Origin of the sequence: Asanoa sp. NPDC049573, assembly GCF_040676615.1 — a bacterium.
GTDB lineage: Bacteria > Actinomycetota > Actinomycetes > Mycobacteriales > Micromonosporaceae > Asanoa.
On record NZ_JBFAPI010000047.1, the window covers coordinates 1 to 6360 of the forward strand.

6 protein-coding genes and 1 pseudogene are annotated in these 6360 nt (G+C 69.1%); 4 read left to right on the forward strand and 3 right to left on the reverse strand.

Going from position 1 to position 6360, the window contains the following annotated elements:
- Positions 1-368: 368 nt before the first annotated feature.
- Positions 369-1352 (forward strand): hypothetical protein, encoded by a 984-nt coding sequence (locus tag AB0J74_RS38800; protein ID WP_363458289.1) that lies wholly within the window; start codon positions 369-371, stop codon positions 1350-1352.
- Positions 1353-1448: 96 nt separating this feature from the next.
- Here the strand turns inward: AB0J74_RS38800 and AB0J74_RS38805 are convergent, their stop codons facing one another.
- Both AB0J74_RS38805 and AB0J74_RS38810 read right to left on the reverse strand, forming a co-directional pair.
- Complete coding sequence (locus AB0J74_RS38805; RefSeq protein WP_363458292.1) at positions 1449-2120, reverse strand: response regulator transcription factor; 672 nt, start codon at positions 2118-2120, stop codon at positions 1449-1451.
- Positions 2117-3292: a sensor histidine kinase gene (locus AB0J74_RS38810; protein WP_363458295.1), complete on the reverse strand. Its 1176-nt coding sequence runs from the start codon at positions 3290-3292 to the stop codon at positions 2117-2119. Before AB0J74_RS38810 ends, AB0J74_RS38805 begins: the two co-directional genes overlap by 4 nt.
- A 176-nt stretch (positions 3293-3468) precedes the next feature.
- Between AB0J74_RS38810 and AB0J74_RS38815 the strand changes: the two genes are divergently transcribed.
- Both AB0J74_RS38815 and AB0J74_RS38820 read left to right on the forward strand, forming a co-directional pair.
- Positions 3469-4215, forward strand: coding sequence for an ABC transporter ATP-binding protein (locus AB0J74_RS38815; RefSeq protein ID WP_363458298.1), 747 nt, complete (start codon positions 3469-3471; stop codon positions 4213-4215).
- Positions 4212-5264 carry an ABC transporter permease gene (locus tag AB0J74_RS38820; protein ID WP_363458301.1) on the forward strand — a complete coding sequence of 351 codons (1053 nt, stop codon included), beginning with the start codon at positions 4212-4214 and terminating at the stop codon, positions 5262-5264. Before AB0J74_RS38815 ends, AB0J74_RS38820 begins: the two co-directional genes overlap by 4 nt.
- Here AB0J74_RS38820 and AB0J74_RS38825 read toward each other — a convergent pair.
- A pseudogene (locus AB0J74_RS38825) lies at positions 5195-5897 on the reverse strand (VTT domain-containing protein). The gene AB0J74_RS38820 and the pseudogene AB0J74_RS38825 sit on opposite strands and share 70 nt — an antisense overlap.
- A 95-nt stretch (positions 5898-5992) precedes the next feature.
- On the opposite strand from AB0J74_RS38825, the gene AB0J74_RS38830 reads away from it, so the two are divergent.
- Positions 5993-6265, forward strand: coding sequence for a hypothetical protein (locus tag AB0J74_RS38830; protein WP_363458304.1), 273 nt, complete (start codon positions 5993-5995; stop codon positions 6263-6265).
- Positions 6266-6360: the final 95 nt, after the last annotated feature.

A 6360-nucleotide genomic window follows, 5' to 3' on the forward strand; every position in this document is an offset into this window, starting at 1 on the left:
CACCCGCTTCGCGAAACGCGCCGCGATCTACCGGGCCAGCCTGCTGCTGATAGCCACCATCATCTGGCTCTCATGATCGGCAGGACACGCCCTAGGCCGCTGCGGCCGTCGATCGATCCGAGCTGTCCGAGCAGGTGCCGCATCGGCGGCAAGAGGATGTGTTGTCCGTCCGCGCCGGCTCCCTGCCGGCACGCTCCGGCAACGATGACGGCTGCGACCAGCGACCACGCCGACCACCGCAGCGTCCTGCCCAAGCGACGGGAGCCACCAACCATGTCCACGCCGTAGGAGCTCCAGCGGCGCGCCGACGAGCTGGACTCAGCGGACACTCAGGCCCGTCCTTTTTCGCCGTGCCCGATCATTGATGCATGGACACGACACGTTGGCGCGTGGCGGCGCGGGCGTTCCCCGGTCCGGTCCTGCTCACCCTTTGGGCCGGGGCAACTGTGACCGCGCCGCTGGTGTTCTTCAATGCCACCCATCGGTGGGAAGACGACCAACCCGTCTCGACCGCCGTCTGCTGGACCGTCGGGGCCGCGCCAGCGCTCGCAGCCGTGGTGGCGGCGAGGTGGACCTGGCACGACGGGCAGCGCCGCACTGCGTCGGCCTTCGCCTTGGCCGTGGCCGCGGCGACGTTGGCCGGCATAGCGTTCGTCGGCGTGTCCCTGGCCGTCTTCCGGTGGGTCATCCCTCTTGGTGGTGCCGCCGACTGGTTGCGGATTGCGGTCAGTGCGGTGTCGTTAGCAGCATGCGGAGCGGCCGTCGGCTACATGATCGGGCTGCGGCTCATGCCCGCCGGCCGGCTCTCAGGCGGGCGTGCCTTGGTCGTTGGCGGCGTGGTCGCGGTGCTGGGAGCCTTTTTCGCGCAGACGGCGGTCCAACTGGGCGCTGAGGACAGCACCGTGGAGCCGCATCCGAGTCAGAATTACGGCGGTGTCGGCCCGTTCACGTCCTCGGCCCTCGATCCGGGTTTGTTGGCGTTGCCGGCGGCCGGCCGGTACGCGATCTACGCGGTGGGGTCTGCGAATCCCGCCGACTGCGAGGTCACCGGTTCTGGCCTGACGGCCCGGTCCGCTGAGGCTGTCGCTATCCCACCCGCCGACTACGGCGACGACTACGCCACGTACGCCTGGGTCGCCTTCTTCGACGTTCCAGGATCCGGCACCTACACGCTGACCTGCCAAAGGAACGAGCAGGCGTCGTACACCGTTGGTGAGATTCCCGAAATCCGCGGTGCTGTCAGTGGGCTGATCCACTGGCCGTTGGCCGTGATCCTGGTGCTTGGTGCGCTCCCAGGTCTGTCGTTCATCGCGGATGCGTCCAGGCGCGCTGGGGGGCGGCGGGTCAGCTAGCCGCCAGTGCGCGAGCGGGACAACGCCGCTGACGACCGTGACGTTCGCCGCCACAAGCAGGGCCCGGGTTTTTCCCAGATTCCCGTATGGGGACGGTCAAGGAGTCGTTCGAGCAGGGCGGACCAGGCCGGCGTCGTAGGCGGCGATGACCAGTTGGGCGCGGTCCCGGGCCGCAAGCTTCATGAGCAGTCGGCCGACGTGGGTCTTCGCCGTGGACAGGCTCACGTGCAGGTGAGCGGCGATCTCCGCGTTGGACATGCCGAGCCCTACCAGCATAAGGACCTCCCGCTCGCGTTCGGTCGCCTCGGCCAGAGCAACCGCGGGCCGTGGCAGCATCGCCGGACGGCGGGCGAACTCCTCGATCAGTCGGCGGGTGACGCCAGGGGCGAGCAGTGCGTCGCCGGCGGCGATCACCCGGATGGCCGCCAGCAGGTCGGCGGGCCTGGTGTCCTTGAGCAGGAACCCGCTCGCGCCGGCATGGATGGCGGAGAACACGTACTCGTCGAGGTCGAACGTCGTCAGGATCAGGATCTTGGTCGACGGGGTCTCGCCGCCGGCGCAGATCCGGCGGGTCGCCTCGATCCCGTCCAGGTCCGGCATCCGCACGTCCATCAGCACCACGTCGGGCTTCTCGCGTCGCGCGACGTCGACCGCTTCGAGGCCGGTCGCGGCCTCACCGACGGTCGTCAGATCGGGTGCCGTGTCGACCAGCAGCCGGAAACTGCCGCGAACCAGGGCCTGGTCGTCAGCGACAACCACGCGAATCACGATGCCGCCGGAGTGCTCAGCGGGAACCGGGCGGCAACGCGGAACCCTTGGCCCGGTCGCGGACCGGCTTCGAACTCACCGCGGTACATGGCCACCCGTTCCCGCATTCCTGAGATACCGTGACCGGCCCGGGACGTCGCGGTACCGCCCCGCCCTTCGTCGATCACCTCGACCGCGAAGACGTCGGCCTGGTAAGCGACGAGCACCTGGCAGCGGTCGGTGAGAGCGTGCTTGATCACGTTGGTCACCGCCTCCTGGACGACCCGGTAGGCGGCCAGCTCGAGGCCGGCGGACAGGCCCACGGGTTCACCGCTCGACTCTAGGTCGACGTGGACGCCGGCCGCCGCAGCGCGGCGCACCATGGCAGCCAGCTCGCCCAGACCCGGAGCGGGAACCGGCTCCTCATTGCCGTCGTCGCGGAGCACACCAAGCAGTGCCCGCATCTCGCGCAACGCACCGCGACTGGTCTCTTCGATGGAGGACAGCGCACGGCGTACCTCGTCAGGTCTTGCCTCGGCCACGTGGTTGGCGACCCCGGCCTGAACCGCGATCAGGCTCATCGTGTGCGCGACGACGTCGTGGAGTTCGCGGGCGATCCGCAGACGCTCCTCACTGACCGCTCGGCGAGCTTCGGCCCGCTGCTCGAGCGCCTGCTGCTCCGCGCGCTCGCGGACGCTGGCGGCGTACATCCGTTGCTGGCGGACCGCGTACCCAATGGTCCACGCCGTCGTGATCAGCAGGGCCGTCCCGGCGATCATGGCGGCCCGGTTGGGACCGGGTCCGCCGTACGGGTCCGACAGGACGACCCCGGCCGCCAGGATCGTCCCGGCGAGCCACCACAGCGCCTCGGTGCGTGGCAGCCGGACCGGGACCATGTACATCACGAACGCGACCGCGATCCACGGTGCGGGAAACGTCGCGATCCCCCTGGACAGGAGCCCAACAGCGACGACGAGCGCGAGCGCCGCGCGGGTGGACCGTCGACGGATTCCGGCGGCGATTGTCGCGGTCGCCACGACGAAGGCGTCGGCCGCCGTCGGGCCTCGCGTGACCATCGGGCCCTGTGCGAAGTACGTCGACAGCGCCACGGTCAAAGCCGCGACGACACAGTCGACCGCGACCCACTGCGCCGGCGTGACACGCCGGATGAACGGCAGGCGCACCGGTTCCATCGCCACACGGTAGCCGCCGTTTCGAGGACCGGCGTCGGCCTGGAGGCCACCTTCTCCGGTTGTACCTGGGTCCAAAACGTCTGGTCCCAGGCCTGACGATCGCCGCCTCCAACGGCGGGACGGTAGACAGCGTCGCCGCGCGTGGCGGTGACCGTGTCGAAGGAAGGAAGGTTCCGATGACCGCCGTTCTGGATGCCCGCGGGTTGGGCTTGCGCTACAAGGGTGGGTGGGCGCTGACGGACTGCACGCTCTCGATCCCGCCGGGCCGCGTGGTTGGGCTGGTGGGCCCGAACGGCGCCGGTAAGACCACGCTGCTGAACCTGGCGGTCGGGTTTCTGGTGCCGACGACCGGCACGGTCGAGGTCCTGGGCGGCCGCCCAGGGTCGAGCCTGGCCAGGGTCGGGTTCATGGCGCAGGACGCACCGTTGTACGCCTCCATGTCGACGGCGGATCACCTCAAGATCGGTGCACGGCTCAACCCCGGTTGGGACGACGCGTACGCCGCACGCCGTGTCCAGTCCCTCGGGTTCGATCCGGCCAAGCCGGCCAGCAAGCTTTCCGGCGGCCAGCGGGCCCAGCTCGCCCTGACCTTGGCTCTGGCCAAACGGCCGGAACTGCTGGTCCTTGACGAGCCGGCCGCCAGCCTCGATCCGCTGGCCCGCCGCGAGTTCCTGGAGCAACTGGCCGAGGCCGTCGCCGAGCGGGAGATGACCGTCGTGCTGTCGTCGCACCTGGTCTCGGATCTGGCCTCGATCTGCGACTACCTCGTCGTGCTGAGCACCGCCCGTGTCCAGGTGGCCGGCCCGATCACGGAGTTGCTGGCCGCGCACCGCGGGTCGACCAGGTCGCAGTCGGGGCTGGAGGAACTCGTGCTCGCCTACCTGAGCCAGGGCCGCCGCGACGAGACGGAGGCGGCGAAATGACATGGTTGACGTGGCGTCAGTTCCGGGCGCAAAGCTCGGCGGTCGTGGGTGTGGTCGCCGTGTTGGTCGTTGCCTTCGCCGTCACCGGCCCGCAACTGGCGCATCTGTTCGACGCGAGCGGGCTGCCGTCGTGCGTCTCGGGTGCCGACTGTCAAAGCGCGCTGACCCACTTCGCGGCGGCAGTGAATGCGAGCAAGGTCTATCCGCTGTTGTACGTCGCCGGCCTGGCCGCCCTCTACGGGATGCCGGCGGTCCTCGGCATCTTCTGGGGGGCGCCGTTGATCGCTCGGGAACTGGAGACCGGCACCGTACGACTGGCCTGGAGCCAGAGCGTCAGCCGCGTCCGGTGGGCCGCCACCAAGGTCGGCCTCATCGCGTTGGCTGCGGGGGCGGCGGCAGCGCTGCTGAGCCTGGCCGTCACCTGGTGGGCCGGCCCGATCGACCGGGCCGCCGCGCTCGCCGGTCAGGGCCAAGGGTTGGGATTCCCGCACCGGTTCATGCCATTGGTCTTCGGCGCCAGAGACGTCGTCCCGATCGGGCACGCCGTCTTCGCCTTCGCGCTCGGCGTCACGGTGGGGCTGGTGGTGCGGCGAACACTGCCGGCCATGGCGTTGACGCTGGCCGCCGTCGCCGCGATGCAGGTGGTGGTGCCGACGACGGTGCGGGCACACTACGCCACCCCGGCGGAAACCAGTATGGCGTTGACTTTGGCTCCGGAAACCCCACATTCGATATTCATCACCGATGACACCTTGGAGGTGTCGATGCCGGTGACGCTGCCCGGTGACTGGATCACTTCGATCCGTGCCGTAGACGCGGCCGGGCAGCCGTTCACCGGGCCGGCACCGCAGATCTGCATATCGCCGACGAGCTCAATGGCGGATTGCGACGCCGCCGTCAACGCGTTACACCTGCGGCAGCTCGTCTCCTATCAACCCGCCGACCGATATTGGACCTTCCAGTGGTACGAGACAGCCATTTACTTCGTTCTGGCGCTCGCGCTTGCTGCCTTCTCCGTCGCCCGGGTCCGCCGGATCCGCCTGTCGTGACGGAGGTCCGCATTCTGGCGGCGGCTCCGTACCAGTTTCACGACGACGGGATGAAGGAGACCGCGGCGATGGCGACCAGAACCGACTCCATATTGGAGCGCACGAAAGCCAAGTGGTCCAGGAAGTAGCCGAAGACGGTGACACCGGTGCCCCACAGGACGCCGCGGATGATGTTGTAGGTGGCGAAGGTGCCGTGAGGCATCCGCGCCGCGCCCGCCAGAACCGGCGTGAACGTGCGCACGACCGGTACGAACAGCGCGAGAACCACCGAACGGGCACGTCCTGCGAAGAAGGCCTCCGCCCGCCGTAGGTGCTCCTGCTTTAACAGCCGCGAGTCGGGCCGGCGGGACAACGCCGGCCGACCCGTCGCCCGAACACGTAGCCCACCTAGTCGCCCGCGACCGCCGCCACGCTGATCAGCACGGCGACCAGCCACAGCGGAACGTGCAGCGCCGCCGGCGACCAGCAGGCCGGCGGTGAACAGAAACGAGTCCCCCGGCAGGAAGAAGCCGGCCAGGATCCCCCACTCGGCGAAGACCGCCACCAGGATCCCGAGCAGCCGAACGAGGAGATCAGCCAGTGCGGATCAAGGACGGCGCCTGCCGCCCCGAACGGAACGGAATCAAGAACCAACGCGCCCCATTTGCTCCCGCCGGGCACCGGACGTCCGGTTCGGCTGCCAAGGTGACGTGACCGGACGGCCGTCGAACAATGCGAGGTGAGAAGCGATGCCGGGCGCGAGCGAGGCCACTCGTCGGGTGACGATTTTGAACGCCAACTGGGTTGCGGACACGGACGGCGGTGACGGGCAGTTCGAGTTGCTGATCGTCACTGAGGACGAGGAACGCCACGCGGTCCGAGCCAGCGCGGCCGCGATGTCCGCCCTGGTTGCGCTCGCGAAGGCCGACACCGTGCTGGCCTGGGATCCCAGCAATCGGACGCTGATCGCGGCGAACATCGTCGGGACAATGCCCTGGACCGTAAACGAAACGGCCAGCTGACTAGGTGTACTGCCCAGGGACGTTGGTCAACCTGGTGATGGGTGGCCGGCCGCCGACGGCGGTGTGGGGCCGGTGGTGATTGTAGTGATGGAGCC

Bases quoted from the DNA above. Each gene is read 5' to 3' on its own strand.
- AB0J74_RS38800 (WP_363458289.1), top strand. From the start codon at position 369: ATGGACACGACACGTTGGCGCGTGGCGGCGCGGGCGTTCCCCGGTCCG.
- AB0J74_RS38810 (WP_363458295.1), bottom strand. From the start codon at position 3,292: ATGGAACCGGTGCGCCTGCCGTTCATCCGGCGTGTCACGCCGGCGCAG.
- AB0J74_RS38815 (WP_363458298.1), top strand. From the start codon at position 3,469: ATGACCGCCGTTCTGGATGCCCGCGGGTTGGGCTTGCGCTACAAGGGT.
- AB0J74_RS38820 (WP_363458301.1), top strand. From the start codon at position 4,212: ATGACATGGTTGACGTGGCGTCAGTTCCGGGCGCAAAGCTCGGCGGTC.
- AB0J74_RS38830 (WP_363458304.1), top strand. From the start codon at position 5,993: ATGCCGGGCGCGAGCGAGGCCACTCGTCGGGTGACGATTTTGAACGCC.